The 16,526-nt window shown below is 33.3% G+C and carries 15 protein-coding genes; 14 read left to right on the forward strand and 1 reads right to left on the reverse strand.

All coding sequences use genetic code 11. The features are described from left to right. The first annotated feature begins 56 nt into the window (after nucleotides 1–56). From secA to BLS90_RS02485, 13 genes are all read left to right on the forward strand, one after another. Nucleotides 57–3,398 carry a preprotein translocase subunit SecA gene (secA, locus tag BLS90_RS02425; protein WP_091254838.1) on the forward strand — a complete coding sequence of 1,114 codons (3,342 nt, stop codon included), beginning with the start codon at nucleotides 57–59 and terminating at the stop codon, nucleotides 3,396–3,398. 444 nt (nucleotides 3,399–3,842) lie between these two features. Then, nucleotides 3,843–4,727 (forward strand): IS982 family transposase, encoded by an 885-nt coding sequence (locus BLS90_RS02430; RefSeq protein WP_091254840.1) that lies wholly within the window; start codon nucleotides 3,843–3,845, stop codon nucleotides 4,725–4,727. 165 nt (nucleotides 4,728–4,892) lie between these two features. Further along, nucleotides 4,893–5,591, forward strand: a complete 699-nt coding sequence (locus BLS90_RS02435; protein WP_091254842.1) for a hypothetical protein — start codon at nucleotides 4,893–4,895, stop codon at nucleotides 5,589–5,591. A gap of 6 nt (nucleotides 5,592–5,597) precedes the next feature. Next, a complete protein-coding gene (locus BLS90_RS02440; protein WP_220083865.1) occupies nucleotides 5,598–7,214 on the forward strand; it encodes a hypothetical protein in 1,617 nt (538 codons plus the stop codon). A gap of 176 nt (nucleotides 7,215–7,390) precedes the next feature. Next, nucleotides 7,391–7,969, forward strand: a complete 579-nt coding sequence (locus tag BLS90_RS02445; protein WP_091254845.1) for a hypothetical protein — start codon at nucleotides 7,391–7,393, stop codon at nucleotides 7,967–7,969. A 234-nt stretch (nucleotides 7,970–8,203) separates the two neighbouring features. Continuing rightward, nucleotides 8,204–9,280 carry an AmmeMemoRadiSam system protein B gene (gene amrB / locus BLS90_RS02450; protein WP_091254850.1) on the forward strand — a complete coding sequence of 359 codons (1,077 nt, stop codon included), beginning with the start codon at nucleotides 8,204–8,206 and terminating at the stop codon, nucleotides 9,278–9,280. Between the two features lie 206 nt (nucleotides 9,281–9,486). After that, on the forward strand, nucleotides 9,487–9,795 hold the full coding sequence (locus BLS90_RS16755) for a hypothetical protein (RefSeq protein WP_091254853.1): 309 nt from the start codon (nucleotides 9,487–9,489) through the stop codon (nucleotides 9,793–9,795). Between the two features lie 148 nt (nucleotides 9,796–9,943). Further along, nucleotides 9,944–10,582 carry a hypothetical protein gene (locus BLS90_RS02460; protein WP_245705033.1) on the forward strand — a complete coding sequence of 213 codons (639 nt, stop codon included), beginning with the start codon at nucleotides 9,944–9,946 and terminating at the stop codon, nucleotides 10,580–10,582. Nucleotides 10,583–10,744: 162 nt separating this feature from the next. Continuing rightward, the gene (locus BLS90_RS02465; protein WP_091254857.1) at nucleotides 10,745–11,554 is read left to right on the forward strand and encodes an alpha/beta hydrolase family protein; all 810 of its coding nucleotides are present in this window, start codon (nucleotides 10,745–10,747) and stop codon (nucleotides 11,552–11,554) included. Nucleotides 11,555–11,785: 231 nt separating this feature from the next. Next, nucleotides 11,786–12,352 (forward strand): REP-associated tyrosine transposase, encoded by a 567-nt coding sequence (locus BLS90_RS02470; RefSeq protein ID WP_091254860.1) that lies wholly within the window; start codon nucleotides 11,786–11,788, stop codon nucleotides 12,350–12,352. 498 nt (nucleotides 12,353–12,850) lie between these two features. Further along, nucleotides 12,851–13,321 (forward strand): hypothetical protein, encoded by a 471-nt coding sequence (locus BLS90_RS02475; protein ID WP_139171380.1) that lies wholly within the window; start codon nucleotides 12,851–12,853, stop codon nucleotides 13,319–13,321. 377 nt (nucleotides 13,322–13,698) lie between these two features. Further along, nucleotides 13,699–14,190 carry a hypothetical protein gene (locus tag BLS90_RS02480; RefSeq protein WP_091254868.1) on the forward strand — a complete coding sequence of 164 codons (492 nt, stop codon included), beginning with the start codon at nucleotides 13,699–13,701 and terminating at the stop codon, nucleotides 14,188–14,190. Between the two features lie 3 nt (nucleotides 14,191–14,193). Continuing rightward, nucleotides 14,194–14,922, forward strand: coding sequence for an LVIVD repeat-containing protein (locus BLS90_RS02485; RefSeq protein ID WP_091254871.1), 729 nt, complete (start codon nucleotides 14,194–14,196; stop codon nucleotides 14,920–14,922). Here BLS90_RS02485 and BLS90_RS02490 read toward each other — a convergent pair. Next, nucleotides 14,919–15,575 (reverse strand): TrmH family RNA methyltransferase, encoded by a 657-nt coding sequence (locus BLS90_RS02490; RefSeq protein WP_091254875.1) that lies wholly within the window; start codon nucleotides 15,573–15,575, stop codon nucleotides 14,919–14,921. The two genes, BLS90_RS02485 and BLS90_RS02490, sit on opposite strands and share 4 nt — an antisense overlap. 221 nt (nucleotides 15,576–15,796) lie before the next feature. Here BLS90_RS02490 and BLS90_RS02495 point away from each other — a divergent pair, with 221 nt between their 5' ends. Next, the gene (locus BLS90_RS02495; RefSeq protein ID WP_091254878.1) at nucleotides 15,797–16,489 is read left to right on the forward strand and encodes an SIR2 family NAD-dependent protein deacylase; all 693 of its coding nucleotides are present in this window, start codon (nucleotides 15,797–15,799) and stop codon (nucleotides 16,487–16,489) included. Nucleotides 16,490–16,526 lie beyond the last annotated feature (37 nt).

Here is a 16,526-nt window from a genome sequence, read left to right on the forward strand (position 1 = left end):
GAGGCTTTTTTTTGGTTTAAATTTACAGAATTACACAATTAGAAATAAAATATATTATGAGTTTCATAAACAGTATTATCAAAGTCTTTGTTGGCGATAAGTCACAAAAGGATGTAAAAGCATTACAACCCTATCTTAATAAAATTAAAACTTTTGAAAATCCTTTAATGTCATTAACAAATGATGAACTTAGAGCGCGTACCGCATTTTTCAAAGCTAAAATAAAAGAAGATCGTTCTGAAAAAGATGCCAAAATTACTGCCCTTAAGCAGGAAGTAGAAAGCATTCTTGATATAGATAAAAGAGAAGATCTTTACATCGCTATTGATGCACTGGAAAAAGAAGCATACGATATATCAGAAAAAACATTGATGGAAATTCTTCCTGAAGCTTTTGCTGTGGTCAAAGAAACAGCAAGACGTTTCAAAGACAACTCACAAATTGTAGTTATTGCTACTCCAAAAGACCGAGAACTATCTGCTACAAAAAGTTACATTACTTTAGATGGAGATACTGCTATCTGGGCTAATTCATGGAGTGCAGCTGGGAAAGAAATTACTTGGGACATGATCCACTATGACGTACAATTAATTGGCGGAATGGTTTTACATGAAGGAAAAGTAGCCGAAATGCAAACAGGAGAGGGAAAAACATTGGTAGCCACTTTACCACTTTACTTAAATGCATTGACTGGAAATGGAGTTCATCTCGTTACCGTGAATGATTATTTAGCAAAGAGAGATAGCACTTGGAAAGCACCTTTGTTTGAATTTCATGGTATGACAGTAGAATGTATCGACAATTACCAACCTAATTCTGACGAAAGAAGAAAAGCATACGACGCTGATATTACTTACGGAACCAATAATGAGTTTGGTTTTGACTATTTAAGAGACAACATGGCGCATTCGCCAAATGATTTAGTGCAAAGAAAACACAACTATGCCATTGTCGATGAGGTCGATTCTGTATTAATTGATGATGCTAGAACACCATTGATTATTTCAGGACCAGTTCCACAAGGTGACCGTCATGAATTCAATGAATTAAAACCAAAAATCGAAAATCTAGTTGCGCTACAACGCCAACTGGCCAACGGTTTTTTATCTGAAGCTAAAAAATTAATCAAAGAGGGAAATACTAAAGAAGGTGGATTCCAATTGTTAAGAGCTTATAGAGCATTACCAAAAAACAAAGCATTGATCAAGTTTTTAAGTGAGGAAGGAATTAGACAATTGCTCCAAAAAACTGAAAATCAATACATGCAGGATAACAAAAGAGAAATGCACAAGATTGATGAAGCCTTGTATTTTGTTATTGAAGAAAAAAACAATCAAGTAGAATTATCAGATAACGGTATCCAATACTTATCTGGAGATACCGATTCTGATTTTTTCGTTCTTCCAGATATTGGAACTGAAATTGCAGCTATCGAAAAGAAAAAATTAGACAAAGACACAGAAGCTGAAGAAAAAGAAAAATTGTTTCAGGATTTTGGTGTAAAAAGTGAGCGCATCCATACCTTGACACAACTTTTAAAAGCGTATGCTTTATTCGAAAAAGATGTAGAGTATGTAATCATGGACAATAAAATCATGATTGTAGATGAGCAAACGGGTCGTATCATGGATGGGCGTCGTTATTCTGACGGATTGCACCAAGCGATTGAAGCTAAAGAAAATGTAAAAATTGAAGCGGCTACTCAAACGTTCGCAACGGTTACATTACAAAATTACTTTAGAATGTACAACAAACTAGGCGGAATGACTGGAACTGCAGTAACAGAAGCTGGTGAATTGTGGCAAATCTATAAGCTAGACGTGGTAGAAATTCCTACGAACAGAGCAATGGCAAGGTTAGACAAAGAGGATTTTATTTATAAAACCACTCGTGAAAAATTCAATGCCGTTATTGAAGATGTTACGGAATTATCTAAAGCAGGAAGACCAGTACTTATTGGAACAACCTCTGTAGAAATCTCGGAATTACTGAGTCGAATGTTAAAAATGAGAGGTGTTGCGCACAATGTATTGAATGCAAAAATGCACAAACAAGAAGCTCAAATTGTAGAAGAAGCAGGAAAACCAGGTGTGGTAACTATTGCTACCAACATGGCTGGTCGTGGTACCGATATTAAATTATCTGCTGAAGTAAAAGCAGCAGGTGGATTAGCAATTGTGGGCACGGAACGTCATGACTCCCGTCGTGTTGACCGTCAGTTGCGTGGTCGTGCAGGACGTCAAGGTGATCCAGGAAGTTCTCAATTTTACGTTTCTCTAGAAGACAACCTAATGCGTCTATTTGGTTCTGAAAGAGTCGCTAAAGTAATGGATAGAATGGGCTTGCAAGAAGGAGAAGTGATTCAACACTCGATGATGACCAAATCGATTGAGCGTGCGCAGAAAAAAGTAGAAGAAAACAATTTTGGTGTTCGTAAGCGTTTGTTAGAATATGACGATGTCATGAACGCACAACGTGAGGTAGTTTACAAACGTCGTCGCCATGCCTTGTTTGGAGAGCGCTTGAAATTAGATATTGCCAACATGCTTTATGATACTTGCGAGTTAATTATTGATCAAAACAAAGCAACCAATAATTTCAAAAACTACGAATTTGAATTGATTCGTTATTTCTCTATTACTTCACCAGTTACCGAAAGTGAGTTCACAAAGTTGAGCGAAATGGAATTGACCGGAAAAGTATACAAAGCAACATTAGAATATTACACCGAAAAAACGGAGCGAAGTGCCAGAGAAGCTTTTCCAATTATAAAAAGTGTATACGAAGATAAAAACAATCAATTTGAGCGCATTGTAGTTCCGTTTACAGATGGAATAAAATCGTTAAATGTAGTTACGGATTTGAAAGCCGCATATGAGTCTGAAGGAGCACAACTGGTTGCTGATTTCGAGAAAAACATCACTTTAGCTATTGTTGATGAAGCTTGGAAAAAACACTTGCGTAAAATGGATGAATTGAAACAATCCGTTCAATTAGCCGTTCACGAACAAAAAGATCCTTTGCTTATTTACAAATTGGAAGCCTTCAATTTGTTTAGAGCTATGATTGAAAACGTGAATAAAGAAGTAATTTCATTCTTGTTTAAAGGAGATTTACCTGCTCAAGAAAACCAACAAATTCAAGAAGCCGTTGACGTTACTCCTAGAGAAGACTACGAATTGAGTAAAGATGAAATTGTAAGTAGCGAAGCTGCAAATCGTGAAGCTGGCGAAACCCAACAACGTCAAGTTACTGAAACTATCGTGAGAGATATGCCAAAAATCAATCGCAACGATACCGTGACCATTCAAAACGTGGCTAACGGACAAGTACAAGAAATGAAATACAAAAAAGCCGAAAGCCTAATCGCTTCAGGACAATGGGTATTGGTGAACTAAGCCCTTTTTATTTCAGGACAATCCAAACTCCACTACGCAAGTAGTGGAGTTTTTTTTATATCTTATTTTTTTAGGAGCCACTCCCGCCCTTCGCTAAAAAGCATTTGGTCGCCCACCCTTTTTCTAGGCGCTGGCAGGAGCTTCCTTTGGTCGCTCTGCCACCACCAGAAAAAGTGGTTGGCAACCGGCATGCATTTTTCGCTGCGGTCAGGGCTAGGGGTTTTGCTGTAAATAACTCTGTTTACGGTTTCCCGTAATGATCCTGTAAGGAAAGAATATACCTTTGAGATAAATGAATTACTGTTTTATTTTATAAGTATTTTCAGCGATTAATTTATATATTTGAACCCGTTGGGTGTAATTATTTAAAGTAAAATAAACTGATTAGATATTGGTCAAGATACTGAAATTCAGTATCTTGGAGTCGCTAAACAACCAATATCTATGTCAAATATAGTAAAAAATTATTTTAGAGTTTTAGAAGTTATAAGTTCTTTGAATTGCGAATTAGAATATAAATCAGATGTTGGTAGAAAACAAAAAATGTCTGATTTAGAAGTAGTTGCATTGAGTTTGACAGCTGAATTTATGTCTATCGATAGTGAGAATTCTTTATTTAAAGAGATTGATAAGCAACAAATTCCTAATTTATTCGAGCGAAGTCAATTCAATAAAAGAAGACGAAAATTGTTTTTATTTTCAGAAGAAGTAAGAACAAAATTAGCCTCACGGTTTTTAGAATTTGAAGATTATTATATAGTCGATAGTATGCCGTTGGAGATTTGCAAATTTGCTCGTCATAGGAGAATTAAAATCTGTAAAAATGAGTTCGAAACAGCTCCTTCAAAAGGGTTTTGTGCTTCTCAAAACAACTGGTTTTACGGATATAAATTACATGGAGTTTGCTCCATCAATGGGATTTTTCATTCCGTAGATATTACAAAAGCAGAAGTTCATGATGTTCATTTTTTAAAAAATATAAAACAACAAATGTCTGATTGTGTGTTGCTTGGAGATAGAGGTTATTTATCTCAAAGCATTCAATTAGATTTATTTCAAACAGTAAATATCAAATTAGAAACGCCAAAAAGGAAAAATCAAAAAGACTATAAACCACAACCTTATATTTTTCGAAAGTCAAGGAAAAGAATCGAAACATTATTTTCGCAATTATGTGACCAGTTCAGAATTAGAAATAATTATGCTAAAACTTTTGAAGGTTTTAAAACAAGAATTTTAGCAAAAATAACAGCATTAACATTGGTTCAATATATCAATAAATTTATCTTTGATAGACCAATAAATAATATCAAAAATCAAATCATTTAATTACACCCAACGGGTTATATTTGAAAATAAATATAATGTGATGTTTGTCAGATCTATCTATCCCATTTTGGGGTGATTAGTATTATTAAGTGATACCTATATACAAGTTGGTTTCAATTTTAACTCAGGGTCAAGAATCTAACGCAAAAACAAGTACTAAAAAATATGGATATAAATAAATATTACGAAAAATTATCTCGTCAATCTCAAGAAATATTTGAATTAACATTGTCTGATTTTAATAAAGAATTATCCAAATCTCATTATTTATGTGGATGTATATATGATTTTACTGAAGAAATTATTCGTGTAAATGAAGAACCTTGTGCATTAAAAAATGCTATTTCACAATTTGAAACAAGTTTGTATTGCTTAACAATGGGACTTTACAGACAGGCTAACTCTTGCTTAAGATTAGGTTTTGAACTTGCATTAGGTTCTATTCAATTTTCGGCCAACAAATTGGAATATTTAGAGTGGCAAATTGGAAAACAAGATGTTAAATGGCATAAAATTATAGATGATGAAAACGGAGTTCTTTCCATAAGATTCTGTAATGTTTTTAATTCTGATTTAGTTGAAAATACAGCTGTATTTAACAAAAGAGCAAGTGCAATATATAGAATTTTATCAGAATTTGTACATGGTAATAATGAAACATGGAATAAGGATGGTTTGCAACTTACATATCATAAAGACTTAGCAAGTAATTTTTTCAAATCATTTAATGAAGTTTCTGAAATTATACTTTTTACATTATCTATTAGATATTTAAAGAATTTAGATCTTGATAATGTCGATTTTATTAGAACAGAACTTTCACATATAGAAACAATTAGAATATATTTAGGCGGTCCAAAATAACAAATTATGTCAACATTTTATTTAAGAACAGAAAGCATAAAAACAGAAGACATCAAGAATTTATCAGTAGTAAGTAATCAAGATAAAGAAATAATTAAAAATTTATTACTTCCTGATCCATGTTTACTTGAAGGTTCTCGAGGGACAGGAAAATCTTTTTTATTGAAACTAACAGAAATTGAGGTTGATGAAAATCATCCTAAATCTATGTGTGTTTATATGTCTTTCAATATTAGCTCATTAGTAACTACAGAAGATCCTTTACAATTCTATCATTGGATGTTAGCAAAAACATTAAAATCATTGCTTAACACTTTGAGAAAAAAAGGAATTAGTATTAATTCAAATTCAGCGAGCTTACTAAGTAATGATGAAAACGAAAAAGAAGAAGATATATCAAATAATCTTAAGGACATTATTAAAGTTTACGAGAATTCATATAAAGGAAGATCGTCAATTAGTATTGATTCATTACCAGATATTGAAGATGTAAAAGAAGCTATTGAAATTATATGCAAGGAGAATGATTTAGAACGTATTTATTTTCTATTCGACGAAGCTGCTCATGTATTTAGACCAGAACAACAGAGACAATTTTTTAGTTTATTTAAAGATTTAAGATCTCCGTATATTACATGTAATGCAGCTATCTATCCAGGAGTAACATATTTTGGAAATTCGTTTGAACCATTACACGATTGTATTTATCTAAAATTGGAAAGAGATATAAGAGATTCAAATTATAATCAATATTTTAGAGATATTGTTTTCAAACAATCGGATGACTCTTTAAAAAAGCTTATTGAAACTCAAGAATCTAGTTTTATCACATTGGCATTATCAAGTGGAGGAAATCCAAGATTTTTGCTTAATACTTTACGAGATATCCAAACTTTTAATTCGAAAAATTTAGAACAAACTATAAAAGATTTTTATCGAACTAAAATTTGGTCTGAACATACTGATTTAGGAGATAAATATTTTGGACATAAAGTTCTAATTGATTGGGGAAGAGATTTTCTTGAAAAAAATGTTATACCTGCTATAGTAAAGTATAACGAAACAAGGATTACTAACAATAAAAATGAATCCACAATTTATTTTTGGATTCATAAAGATTCCCCTGAAACTGTAAAAGAATCTCTCCGGTTTTTAACATATACTGGAATCATTAGAAAAGTAGATTCAGGAATAAGAGCTACAAAAGCAGAATTAGGAGACAGATATGAAGTCAAATATGGATGTATTTTAAGTTTAGACGCTAAACCTCTAAATATTTCTAAAGATTTTTTTAATAATTTGACAATTACAAAATTTCCTGAATTTGGAAAAAATAGTCCCGCATATTCTTCAATTGTAGACTTAGTTGAAGTCATCAAAGATGATGAAGCAACTTTCCAACGGTCAATATCATATATACTTTTAAAGCCTATTTCCGTCCTTCAATTATTAACAAATTGGCAAAAAAGCAAATTAAGTGAAGTCGGAATAAATACAATTTCTGATTTACATAATAAAACTGAAGCTGAACTTATAGAACAAATATATAATGTTGGACCATATAGAGCAAGAATTATGAAAAGTGCTGTAGATGCAGAATTATTAGAATATATTTCAGGATAAAAACTACCGCTACCCGCCATTTTGAGCTAGCTAGAATTTAGTGGAATTACCGTTTCGCACCACGTTTTCGTTAAGGCGAAAACTGAAAGGTTACGGATTACTAGACAACTCAAAGCGTCTAAACGATAACTTTCAGGCTGACATGCAATAAAAATAAGAACAGCAAATCAAAATACATGCAAAGACAAAATTTGACAAAGATAAAAGCCCCTATTGTAGGTGTTGTGACATTTTTAATTTTCAGCTTCCTTTTTTGGGAGCATTTTCATGGTGGTGTCACTAGTCATCATTTGCTACACCAACAAGACCTTCCTTCAATCTCAAATTGGTGGAGTGGTATACTATTGCCTATTCTTACTTGGTTTCTTTTGAGTAGGATTGAAAAGAGACTTGATAAAAATATTTCACAGACAAAACAGACGAATAATGCTGTTAGCACCGTTTTTTGGCTTTTTATAACAGGGTTAGTGTTTGGAATTTTGCTTTCAACTTCTTTCACCAATGAGTATAAACCGTTTTTAGACAATGTTCTTTATGTAATAATTATACTCAGCTTTATTATCCCAGTATATTACTCAGAAATTATCTTAGGTTTTATTCTTGGTATGACTTACACCTTTGGAGCAGTAATTCCAACAGGATTTATACTAATAGTAGCAGTTATTGGTCTGGTAGTTTACAGAATAATCAGACCAATTGTTTTGAGTTTGACAACGAGACTTGGGAATAGTTTTACTAAAAGCCCAAACCGATAACATCAATTTGGCAATATGGCGGCTGAAGTACTTAGAGAACGCGGATTTGCAATCCGTGCCCACAACAGTAAGCAACAATACCATAAAATTTTAGCAATTTATGAGAAAGAAACAATTTACCATTTCTCACATCTTAAACCAAACAGCAGCACCTGCAAACAAAAATAGATCTAAAAATCGCGACCGCTACCAGAAAGTATTTTTTAGCGTAAATTGCTTGAAATAAAATTTTATATGCGACTACTACTTATTTTTATCTGTATGTGTTGTTTCAGTTGTAAAATTGAAAAAAATGTAAAAAATGCAGTACCAGACCTAGAACTAGAAAAGAGAGTTAGGCCTGTGCATGATACGATTGGTTTTACAAAATACAATTGGCAATTAGATTCTATTTATAACCGTTTAGGTATTAGGGATTCTAAAAATAATATGCAGTGGAAAGCAGCTATAACTCCGCATGACGATTATAAATACGCGGGACGTTTGTATTACGAATCGCTTAAAGGAATTAATGCCAACACGATTATTTTGATTGGTGTTGCTCATCGCGCTCGAAACTTTAATCTTCAAGACAAAATCATTTTTGGAGATTTCACACATTGGAAATCGCCTTATGGTGATTTAAAAATGTCTGATTTAAATTCTGAAATTATGGCGCGACTGCCAAAATCTTCCTATCTAATTCATAACGATATGCAAGAGTTAGAGCATTCATTAGAAGCTATAGTACCTTTTTTACATCGCAAAAACAAGAACTTACAAATAATCCCAATATTGGTGCCTTATATAAATTATGAAACGATTGATAGTATTAGTTCTGCTCTTTCTGATGTTATATCAAAAATTTTAAAAGAACAGCATCTTAAATACGGAAAAGATGTCGCAGTTGTCATTTCTAACGATGCTGTACATTATGGAAATGAAGAGTGGAGTGGCGATTTAGCACCTTTTGGAGTTGATGCTGAAGGCACTAAAAAAGCCAGAGCTTTAGATATGGAGATTATTGAAAAGTGTTTAGTAAACGAAATTAGTCCTGAAAAAATAAAAATATTTACAGAATACACCGTGCAAAAGAATGATTACAAGGAATATAAATGGGTTTGGTGTGGTCGTTATGCTGTGCCTTTTGGAGTGAGTTTTGCAAATAAATTAAATCAGGCAGTGTATAACAAACCTTTGACAGGGACTTTTTTAGATTACGCATCAAGTGTAGATCATGATCTTATAAAAGTAGAAGATTTAGGAATGGGAACTACAGCTATAGCAACTCAAAAACACTGGGTCGGATATGCGAGTATAAAATATGAATAAGTATGTCATTGTTGATGGTGAAGACATAAATTAATGATAACAAGCGATTTTGCTTTTGCTTACCTCAAGTACCATCCTAGAAAATCAAGTAATTACAAACAAACCTATATAAAAACAAGAGGAGAGTTTAGCGAAATTTTTTTCACAGACTGCCGTTATAAGCCATTTTATAAAAATCGTTAAAAATCAATCACCTAAAGCAAAAAATGAAATCTATAATCATAAAACCTAAAAATGAATTATTGAAAAGATATGTGCACTATTTTCTGTATTTTAAAAAGAAAGATAACAATATCTTGAATTACACCACTTTTCCTAATAGCAACTTGTGTCTTGCCATTTATAGAGAAAACAAAATAGAGTACGGAAACCAATCAAAAACAAACAATTGTATTATTACTAAAGACAATAAGTACTTTGTCAGTAAACTTTATGGATTTCATAAAATGCCATTTCAAGTTGATATTAATTCTCCCCTGGCGCTCGTTTGCAACGAGTGCCAACTTAAATTATAAAAAACAAATCATAGCGTTTGCATCGCGACTAACTTGTATAGAATTATTTTTAAAAAAGAAACTTCCCCGCTTCTCTAACAAGTTGTAAACCGTTAACGAAAACCGTGAAAACCAAGTATAAATAGTAAACCTTAAAATAAATTACATAATGAAAAACATGATTAAAATTAGTTCGCTTTTAGTTTCTGCAATGCTTTTGAATAGTTGCGCTTCCGGGTATAAAAAAATAAATCCTGAAACAATAAATTACGCTTCAAAAAGTATTGAAAACAATATTTTACTAGAATACAAATATGATTTGTTAGGAAAAAAATATAAAAAGAAAGAAACTAAAAATAACATCAAACTAATTGCAGTTAAGATTACAAACAATACCGAAAAAGAAATAGTTTGGGGTAGAGATTTTAAACTTTCTTATGCAAACGGTAATGAAGTTAGTTTAATTGAAACTGAAAAATTATTTAAAACTATCAAACAAAGTCCAGCTTCCTATTTATGGTACTTACTTTTAGCTCCAGTTCAATTACAATCAGGAACTACAACAACCTCGAATGGATTTTATACTGAAACTAAACCTGCAAACACATTTCCAATTGGATTGATAGCAGGCCCAGGATTAGCTGCTGGTAATATGATTGCAGCAAGTTCAGCAAATAAGAATTTTAAAAATGAATTAATGCAATATGATCTTAATGGAAAAACAATCAAACAAGGCGAAACTGTTTATGGATTGATAGGTTCAAATTCGAATAGTTATGATTCAATTAAAATAAAGAAAGTGGAATAACGGCTATCCGCTAACCGCCGTGTGGCAATATGGCGGGTTTAGGCTTAATTTAAAGTTGGTTTTGTGCCTGAAAGTTCAGTCATTAGCCGAAAGTTAGGCTACCTTAATCCGCCACAATGCCAAACAACCAAACGTTGTGCTTAATTAAAAAAACCGAACTAAATGAAAAACCAATCAATATCAACTTTAATTATTTTACTTCTATTTGGCTACAACTTAACTGCTCAAAATAGCGATAATAATTATCCAGCGACAAGCGAAGAAATTACAATAAGAATCGGAAATGATTCGATTGCAGCTTTCGGAATGTTCGCAGCTGGAAAAGAGAAAAAAGAAACTGTTATTCTTCTTCACGGGCTTCCAGGAAATGAAAGAAATCTTGATTTGGCTCAAGAATTAAGAAGAAATGGAAGAAATGTAATCTATTTTAACTATCGAGGAGCTTGGGGAAGTCAGGGAGAATTTTTGTATTCGAATTGTTTAGAAGACATAAAACAAGTTATGGATTTTTTCTCAACAAGTGAAAATTCCGAAAAATTTAGAATTGAATCAAAATCATTTATACTTTTTGGACATAGTATGGGTGGAGGAATTGCCCTAATTAGTGGAGCAAAAGACTCAAGGGTTCATAAAATTGCTGTATATTCACCTTGGAATGTTGGTTATGGACCAAAGGATAATAATGCACAAATCGAAGAATTCAAAAAAATGCTGAATTCATATTTTATGCTAAATATAGACTCTCAGAACTTTATTGAAGATTTAATTCAAAACAAAGATGAATACGATATTCTTAGTCATAAAAAGCAACTAGCAAATAAGCAACTTTTAATTATAGACGAAAATGAGAGGAATAAGGTTTGGATAGAAGAACTAGATAATACCGAATATATTTTGATAAAGACAGACCATTCATTTTCAGACAAAAGACTTGAATTGATTGAAAAAGTATGTAAATGGATAAATAACTAAGCACAACAACCAGATAGCGCGTATTTACAATCCGTGCCCACAACGATAAGAACTCAATCAAAAAAAAACTAAATATGATTGTTTCGTTCCTCGCAATGACAAAGTACACCGTTAAAATTCGATAGCGGATTTGCTATCCGCGCCCACAAAGCACACCTAAAAGAAAAGGACTAAATAAAACTATGTGATTGTTTTATTTGTAGCTTTTTATGTATTTTTAAATAAAAAAAGATGTCAACAAAATATAAAGCAACAACTACAGACCAAGCATATTTTATAACCATAACAACTGTAGGTTGGATTGATATTTTTACACGACTCAACCAAAAGTACAATATCGTTAATGCTTTGCAATATTGTCAGGAGAAAAAAGGACTTGAAATTTATGCCTATTGTATTATGCACAGTCATATACATTTGATGTGCAAAGCCACAAATGGTTTTATTTTATCAGAGGTCATGCGTGATTTTAAAAAATATACTTCTAAGAAAATTATTCAAACTATAATGGAAGAACCAGAGAGTCGCAGAGAATGGCTATTGGATTATTTTAAAAAAGCATGTGAGCATCTTAAAAGAGATCAAAGTTATAAAGTATGGCAGGACGGATATCACGCTAAAATAATAGAAACCAATTGGTTTATAAAACAAAAGATTGATTATATACACAATAATCCTGTTAAAGATAAAGTAGTTACCTTGCCAGAGGATTATTATTTTAGTTCTGCAAGAAATTATGCAGGCTTAGAAAATGATTTGGATATTGTAATGTTGGATTTATTTCGTCAGTTCGGCTAAAGCCTCGGGTGTTTTAGACTGTTGATTTACGATGTGGGCACGGATTGCAAATCCGCGCTATCGATGGGTTACAATCTGCGCTATCATGTAAGAAATGATACAGGCTTAGAAAATGATTTGAATATTGTAATGTTGGATTTACTTCGTCAGTTCGGCTAAAGCCTCGGGTGTTTTAGACTGTTGATTTACGATGTGGGCACGGATTGCAAATCCGCGCTATCGATGGGTTACTTCGTCAGTTCGGCTAAAGCCTCGGGTGTTTTAGATTGTTGATTTACGATGTGGGCACGGATTGCAAATCCGCGCTATCGATGGTTGCACTTATAGTATCTTCTAAACTTGAAAAACGCATTTGCTGACGGGAAATACCTATGATGTGTTGTATTCTTAAAAATACGAAAAATCTTCTTTTTATACAAGTTTTTTGTTATATTTGGGCATAAATACAACGGAGGTTTTTTCACATACTGACGTTAGCTGCCATTTAATCACGATACTATGAGAAACTACTTTTATACATTAATGTTCAGTTTAATTTTAATACAGTCATGTCAAAGAAAAATAAATTCTAATAAATTTATTGGAACTTGGAATGGAACTCACACTGAAGGGGGTTACGCAAAACTGAAAATTAATAAGGAAAATACTTTTTCATACGAAAGTGCTGGAAATGGAAATAAGACGTTTTCAAGTGGGCATTATAAAATTGTTGGAGATTCGATTGCTTTGACTTCTAAAAATGCAACAGAAGTTGACGGATGTTATATTATAATACAATATGGACAATGCTTTTTTAAAGAATTACGACAAACTCAAATGAATTGCCAACCTTCCAAAAATGAATTTTATGAGTTTTTTGATAATGATATTTTTTATTTTAAGAAGAATACTTTAATTCATAAAAATAATCCAGAAGAAGAAGAAAAGTGTCCTGACAAATCGGAAGATGGATTTGTAAAAAGTAAATAAATTAAAAAAACGGCAGCTAACAGCTAGGGATTCGTTGCGTGCGCAGCACGAACAATGAAACCAGATAGGCGTATTTACAATCCGTGCGCACAACGATAAGAACTCAATCAAAAGAAAACAATAAATATGATTGTTTCGTTCCTCGCAATGACAAAGTATACCGTTAAAACCCAGATAGCGCGGATTTACAATCCGTGCCCACAACGATAAGAACTCAATTAAAAAAAAACTAAATATGATTGTTTCGTTCCTCGCAATGACAAAGTACACCGTTAAAATTCGATAGCTAATGTCGCATCGCACATCCAACACAAACAATAACGGTGTCATAACGCAACCAAATCCCTTTTTTGCTATCTTTATAAAAAAATTTCGCAATGAAAAAAATAGTACTTCTCCTGCTGGTTTCATTTCTATTCATTTCCTGCTGGCCAACAACGGATAACGGTGAATTTGCTCGTCAAGAATACAAACCGGTGATTATTTCCCGAAGTACGCTTGAAAGTTCCATTGCTTTTCAAAATGCGCAGCCCATTATTAAATCGGGGAAAATCTACATCAAGGACGATTTGATGTTTATCAATGATGTGAATAAAGGATTTCATGTTTATGACTATGCGGATCCTACTAAACCTGTCCGTCTCCATTATATTAAGGCGCCAGGGGCAACTGATTTAGCCATCAAAGGAAATACGGTTTACATCAATCAAGCAGTGGATTTAGTTACTGCCACATTCAATCCTACTACAAAAATTTTTACGGTCACCAACAGAAATAAAAATGTGTTCCCGCAAAAGCAAGCTCCAAACGGCTTATATGGCTATACCAAAGAAAATGAAATAATAATCGATTGGACTTTAATCAAGTAACAAATGAAAAAAATTATATCCCTCCTATTACTCGTATTTAGTATAGGTTGCTCGGACAGTGATAGCGCGCAAAATAGCGACATAGGGCAAGGTGGCTCACTTGCTGTTTTTGCCATAAAAGGGAACTATCTCTACGGTGTTGACCAGATGAAGTTGAATGTATTCTCATTAATTGATTCCGAAAAGCCGGTAAAAGTCAATGAGATTTCAATTGGTTTTGACATAGAAACCCTATTTTCATACGGAGATAATCTTTTTATTGGATCCAGAAACGGGATGTTTATCTATTCGATCAGCAATCCTGAAAACCCAACGAAATTGTCGAGTGTGCAACATTTTACAGCTTGTGATCCTGTGATTGCTAATAGTACGCATTCCTATGTAACCTTGAATTCAAACACAACTTGCGGCAATAATACAAACGTGTTACAGGTTTATGATACTAAGGATCTAAGCAATCCCAAATTAATTCATAGCAGAACTTTAACGCAACCCAAGGGAATTGGCTTTTACACCTCTGATTATTTATTGGTTTGCGATGATGTTATTAAAATCTTTAACATTCAAAATCCTGCTGAACCCATTTTGGTTCATGCTATTGACAAAAATTGTTTTGATGTAATAGTGCGAGACAACACCTTATTTGCCATAGGAAATGGTGGTGTGTATCGCTATGAATTGAATCCGAGTAACATAAAAGATATAAAAGTAATTAGCGAAGTCAAATTTTAATTTTCCAAGAAATACCGTTCTTCAATCCTTTTAATGTCTTTTATAGAATTTTTGGCCCAAGCCAAACGTTTTTCTAAAATTTCATCTTCGGTTAAATGCCAATTGATGTCGGAATTACGCAATCGGTTTGTCAAATTTTGAATAATGATTGCAGCAGAAACCGAGATATTCAAACTTTCTGTAAAACCAACCATAGGAATTTTTAGAAAACCATCAGCGCGTTTCAAAATCTCTTCTGATAATCCGTCTCGTTCTGTTCCAAAAAATAATGCACTTGGTTTCGATATATCAAAATCTTCCATCAAACAATCATTCTCGTGAGGTGTTGTGGCAATAATTTGGTAGCCTTTATTTTTAAGCGTATCCACACAATTCGTGATACTATCGAAGGTGTTAATATCTACCCATTTTTGAGCGCCCATGGCAATTTCTTTATCGATACTTTTTCCATAGCGTTGCTCAATTACATTCAATTCCTGAATTCCGAAGATTTCACAACTGCGCATCACCGCACTTGTATTGTGCATTTGAAAAATATCCTCCACAGCAATTGTAAAATGCTTGGTTCTGTTTTCCAATACTTTAATAAATTTTTCTTTTCGGTTGTCTGTTAAAATGTTTTCAAGAAAAGTAAGGTAAGCGACATCAATCATTGGGAATTATTTTTTGCAAAAATAGTAAAAAAGAGTAGTTTTATAACTTCAAATTGAGTTTTGACTTCTCTTCGGTTTATAGTGTTCAACAGTAACGGAATCGTGATTGTTTACGGAATTTGCGTGAGGGATAGAGGCGGTATCCTTTTTTGGGGTTTTTTTGGCCCTAAAAAGATAAAGCCGAAAGCCCGACCCTTGTGGTCACGCCCAAATAAAAAAATATGAAAAAGAAACTAGTGGTTTTGACAGGAGCCGGAATTAGTGCAGAAAGTGGTATCAAAACTTTTCGAGACAGCGACGGACTTTGGGAAGGTCATAATGTTTTGGATGTTGCCACTCCGGAAGGCTGGCGTAAAAATCCGAGTTTGGTACTTGATTTTTACAATCAAAGACGAAAACAGCTTAGAGAAGTGCAGCCAAATTTAGGTCATCAGATTCTCGCTGAACTAGAAAGAGATTTTGAGGTGTACATTATTACGCAAAATGTAGACGATTTACATGAACGCGCCGGAAGCTCGAATGTGTTGCATTTGCACGGCGAATTATTGAAAGTAAGAAGTACCAAAAACCCAAATTACATTCTGGATTGGCACGACGATTTGAATTTTGGTGATTTAGACGAAAATAATAATCAATTGCGGCCGCATATCGTTTGGTTTGGAGAGGAAGTTCCAGCGCTTGACCAGGCCATAACAATCACTCAGAGTGCGGATTATTTTGCGGTAATTGGAACCTCATTGCAAGTATATCCTGCGGCTGCACTTATTGATTTCGCAGCTCGTGAAACGCCTATTTTTTATATTGATCCAAAACCCATAAAAATCCCAAATCTCCGAAATCCATTGGAAGTTATTCCAGAAGTAGCCTCAAAAGGAGTTGCTTTTTTAAGGGAAAAATTGCTCCAGAACTTGTAATAAAAAATGGCAATGGCAAGAGCAAAAAATCAAATAC

It is taken from the genome of Flavobacterium omnivorum (assembly GCF_900099915.1).
GTDB lineage: Bacteria > Bacteroidota > Bacteroidia > Flavobacteriales > Flavobacteriaceae > Flavobacterium > Flavobacterium omnivorum.

Coding starts and splice junctions, on each gene's coding strand:
- secA (WP_091254838.1), top strand. CDS start 57: ATGAGTTTCATAAACAGTATTATCAAAGTCTTTGTTGGCGATAAGTCA.
- BLS90_RS02430 (WP_091254840.1), top strand. CDS start 3,843: ATGTCAAATATAGTAAAAAATTATTTTAGAGTTTTAGAAGTTATAAGT.
- BLS90_RS02435 (WP_091254842.1), top strand. CDS start 4,893: ATGGATATAAATAAATATTACGAAAAATTATCTCGTCAATCTCAAGAA.
- BLS90_RS02440 (WP_220083865.1), top strand. CDS start 5,598: ATGTCAACATTTTATTTAAGAACAGAAAGCATAAAAACAGAAGACATC.
- BLS90_RS02445 (WP_091254845.1), top strand. CDS start 7,391: ATGCAAAGACAAAATTTGACAAAGATAAAAGCCCCTATTGTAGGTGTT.
- amrB (WP_091254850.1), top strand. CDS start 8,204: ATGCGACTACTACTTATTTTTATCTGTATGTGTTGTTTCAGTTGTAAA.
- BLS90_RS16755 (WP_091254853.1), top strand. CDS start 9,487: ATGAAATCTATAATCATAAAACCTAAAAATGAATTATTGAAAAGATAT.
- BLS90_RS02460 (WP_245705033.1), top strand. CDS start 9,944: ATGAAAAACATGATTAAAATTAGTTCGCTTTTAGTTTCTGCAATGCTT.
- BLS90_RS02465 (WP_091254857.1), top strand. CDS start 10,745: ATGAAAAACCAATCAATATCAACTTTAATTATTTTACTTCTATTTGGC.
- BLS90_RS02470 (WP_091254860.1), top strand. CDS start 11,786: ATGTCAACAAAATATAAAGCAACAACTACAGACCAAGCATATTTTATA.
- BLS90_RS02475 (WP_139171380.1), top strand. CDS start 12,851: ATGAGAAACTACTTTTATACATTAATGTTCAGTTTAATTTTAATACAG.
- BLS90_RS02480 (WP_091254868.1), top strand. CDS start 13,699: ATGAAAAAAATAGTACTTCTCCTGCTGGTTTCATTTCTATTCATTTCC.
- BLS90_RS02485 (WP_091254871.1), top strand. CDS start 14,194: ATGAAAAAAATTATATCCCTCCTATTACTCGTATTTAGTATAGGTTGC.
- BLS90_RS02490 (WP_091254875.1), bottom strand. CDS start 15,575: ATGATTGATGTCGCTTACCTTACTTTTCTTGAAAACATTTTAACAGAC.
- BLS90_RS02495 (WP_091254878.1), top strand. CDS start 15,797: ATGAAAAAGAAACTAGTGGTTTTGACAGGAGCCGGAATTAGTGCAGAA.